General features: G+C 69.9%; 2 protein-coding genes. Both read left to right on the top strand.

The annotated features are described in order from the left end of the window. Positions 1 to 1,855 precede the first annotated feature (1,855 nt). Entirely contained in the window at positions 1,856 to 2,569 is a 714-nt protein-coding gene (locus ACZ3TI_RS40700; RefSeq protein WP_465735591.1) for an NPCBM/NEW2 domain-containing protein, read from the top strand. A 702-nt stretch (positions 2,570 to 3,271) separates the two neighbouring features. Next, a partial coding sequence (locus ACZ3TI_RS40695) for a helicase associated domain-containing protein (protein ID WP_465735589.1) occupies positions 3,272 to 3,835 on the top strand: 564 nt, incomplete at its 3' end.

Here is a 3,835-nt window from a genome sequence, read left to right as displayed (position 1 = left end):
CAGAAGACCAGCTCAGCGATCCCCTGCTTCCTGCCAACCCGCTGCCACCCAACCCGCTGACACCACCCCACCCACTCACACCGGTCGTGGCATCAGCCACAACCCCACCCCCTGGTCCCCTCCCCTGCCCCGGCCGATGGCCGATCCGCCGCCTGATTGCTGGACTGTCGGCCCATCCGACGCCCCCAGGGCGGGGCCTGCGGCCCTCGGCGGTCACCTCCGGGCCGCCGGTCCGGCTCGGGCCTCCCCCGGTCTCTGTGGCGGGCCCTCACTGGCGCCCCGCACGGCGGCCCCTGCCGGGCCCTCAACCACAGATTCCGGACCGGAATCCGAAACGTATCCGGCGGCGTTTCCCCGGCTTCCGTACAGCTCTATTCTGCCGGTCGTCTGACGGGCGCGAGACGCGAACAGCCAACCTCGCGTCCATCGTCCATCCCGGCCCTATCCGGCTACACTTCCGATGAGAAAACGAATTCCCTTCCGCTCTCTTTCAGGCCGAAATCTGGAATCCCCGCTAGGCGCAGCGGGTCGAAATCTAATTCAGGCGGGCCGGAAAGGAGCCTACGGCCCTCGCCTCCGACACCCAGACCACCGTTCCAGGCCGCCCAGAAAATCCCGCCCCGCGTCAACCGGGCAATTCCCGGGGCGGTGACACCGAACCGAACACCGAGCCAGGACGACGGCCACGGCGCAGCGGGGCGCGGCACCGGGCGGCCAGGGCGGGCACGGGCACAGCGGCCGGACGGCCGAGGCGGGCGCAGCGGGACAGCCTGGCGGCCGACCAGGACGGCAGCCAGGCCCTAGCAACGGACCAGCGGGGCACGGCGCCGGGCGACGCGGGCGAGCGGCGCGGGGGAACCGCCGAGGCCGGCGGACCGGCCCAGGCCGGTGCAACACGGCACGGCAGCGGCCTGGCCCGTCAAACCGAACGCCAGGCCACCACGCGCCCCCGATCCAATCGAATACAGATCGCCCCAAGAAGCCAATCCAGAAAACAGCATCCAGGAACATCTGGAGAAATTCACACCCGAATACACAGCCGAGACACCCAAACCACCTCAGCCAGCAGGCCGACACGGCACTCAACCCCACCGGCCATCACGCATAGTCACACCATCTCGGCCCCGATACCAACCCGCAGACTCCCACGCTGGTCCACCAGAATGGTCTAGACAAATAGGGTGCTAGGTGCGGTTTGGTGCTTTTTAGGGGGATTTAGCCCCACCGGACTCAGTGCAGGTCACACCCACCCTCGCACGACGCCCCACCGCCGCCTTATCCGCTCCCAGTACACCTGACCAACACTCAGCACAACTGACCAACCGCAGGCCAGAGCGCTCACAGGCACCCCCATCACCCCAAGGAGCCCACACACAGGAATCAGCGACCCACCCTGATAACCCCAGCTCAGACACACCCCGCCTGACCACAACCAACGAGCGCGGACAGTAGAGGGCTTCGCGTGGAGCACGCGGTCCTCCCACCACGGATCGTCCGGGGCGGAGACCAGCGCGGCCACCAGCTCCCGCTTCGTCGGGACCGGCAGCACGAGCGGACCCAGCTCCTCCGCCTCCCGCTCCCCGCTCAAAATGCCGTGAGGTCACAGAGTGAGGCGATGCCCGGCAGCCGAACGCAGGGGCAGGTACCACCCAGACCCGGCCGGCGGTGGCCAGCAGCGGCCTGATAGGAGAGCAGGACCCCGAGCTTGCAGGGCGGCTGCAGCCGTGCAAGCGGTCTTGACGATGAGTCAGTTGCACGCTGGACTTCATGGTCGTGACGCGGGGGCACGGGGTCTGGAGCACACGACTCACGTTCGTCCTCGCGGTGCCTTGCCGACTCGTAGGAAGAGGTTCCCGTGAGTGTCCCGACGCCCCCAGGTACCGGTAGCCCCCCGCCGCCCGAGGCGCCCCCCGACACTCCCTACCGGCCCGGCACGGCCCCGAGGTTCGCCGGCCTGGGCGAGGTCGCCGCGCTGGTCTCCGCCGGCACGGCCCTGCTGGGTCTCCTGCTCGGCTTCCTCGGGCTGCCCGCCGTGGTGAACTCGCCGACCGCCAAGACGGTGACGGCAACGGAGACGGTGCACGCGACCGCCACCGTCACGGTCACCGCCACGCCCTCGCAGCCGGCGGCGGCCGGCACTACGAAGCCCCCCGGCTCCGCCCTGCCCAGCGGCGAAGTCCCCCTGCGCGACCTCGACACGTTCAACTACAGCACCGACGTCGAACTCCAGTCGGTGACCATGGGCGGCAAGACCTACACCAACGCCATGGTTCTTCCCGAACTCTGCAACCCCCGGTACGAGTACAGCATCAATCAGCGGTACAAGACCCTCACCCTGACCGCGGGGCTCGACGACAACAGGACAGCCCGGCACGGAACGCTCACCATCACCGGCGACGACAAGAAACTCAAGAGCGTAAGCCTGGAGATCAACAAGCCGCAGGAGGCGAGCGTGGACATCACCGGTGTCACCGTCCTCAGGATCGAGGCCACCTTCAGCCCGGCAGACTTCCCCTGCAGGTACAGCGGCACCGTGGCGGCTATCGCAGACGCAACCCTCAAATCCTGAACACCCCGACCCGGCCCACCCAACTCCGAGGAGGCCGGGAACAGGACCGGGACTGGAACGGGGGCGAGAGGCCGGGAACAGGGTTCCGCCGGTGGCGAGGTACGCGAGTGCCCCGGCGAGCGTGCCGCCGTCCTTGATGTACCGCCAGGCCAGGGCGAAGCACCGCTGCCACTCCACCGACCAGGCCGGGCACCACGCCGGGTCGATCTCGTCCAGCGCGGCCTGCGGTCGGCGGTCAGCGCCCCCGTCCAGTTCAGGCCGGTCTCGCCGGCCTCGGCCCGCCGCTGGAGCGCCTCGGTGCGCCGCTGGGCGGTGCGCAGGTTCTTCATGCGGTGCGCAGGTTCTTCATGATGGTCCCGACCGGCCGCCCGCCCCACACCGCCTCGTTCGGCGGGACCCCCGCGTGGTCGGCTTCATCACCGAACTGCGCACCAAGCGCGCGGGGGAGAAGGACCACGGCGGCGAGTCGGAGGCAGGCGAGAGCGAGGACACCGCGGGGCCGACTCCGAGCAGCCGGCCGCCGAGACCAACTGCTGACCTCCCGGGCCTACGACGGGCTGAGTCGTCCAGGGCGAAGACCTCGCCGGATGGGGCCGCGCCCAGCAGGTCGGCTGGGACAAGCTCAGCCCCGCCCAGCAGTGGGCGCTGGAGCACGTACTCGGCCTCACGCCGCTGCCCGCCGAGCAGAAGCCGGCGGGGAAGGTGAGCCACGCGGAGAAGGAGCGCCGGAACCTCGCCGCCGCCGCCCAGTATTGGGCCCGCGAGGGGCACCTCAACGTCCCCCGCAAGCACAAGGAGACCCTGGTCCTGGACGACGGCAACACCGTGCAGATCAGCCTCGGCCTGTTCATCGCCAACAGCCGCAGCAGGCGAGCCGACATCCCCACCGAACGCGCCCAGCGCCTGACCGAACTCGGGATGCGCTGGGAGTACCAGGGCACCGGAGGACGCGGGCCGGGCCGCCACTCGGGTGCAACGCGCCCGCTGCAACACGGCCCGGCCGCTGTCCGGGAGGGGCGAAGGCCCAGGTCAGGGGTACAACGCGGAGCCGTGTTGCACCCCATGTTGCAACGGGCGATCCATGGTGGGAGGTGCGGGTGCTGCACGCGAAGCTCTATCAGGGAAGAACCGCAGCGTGTGAGGGCGTCGCCGCCCCAGCTCCGCCCGTTGCGCCGAGGCTGGCTCGGGCCGCGTCCCGGGCGGGTCGGACACCATGGTGCGCGACCCGCCCTCGTACGAGACCCACCCGCTGCCTACATCGTTTCC

It is taken from the genome of Kitasatospora sp. NPDC023120 (assembly GCF_055560835.1).
The sequence above is the reverse complement of the archived record's forward strand: the minus strand, read 5'-3'. Positions and strand labels throughout refer to the sequence as shown.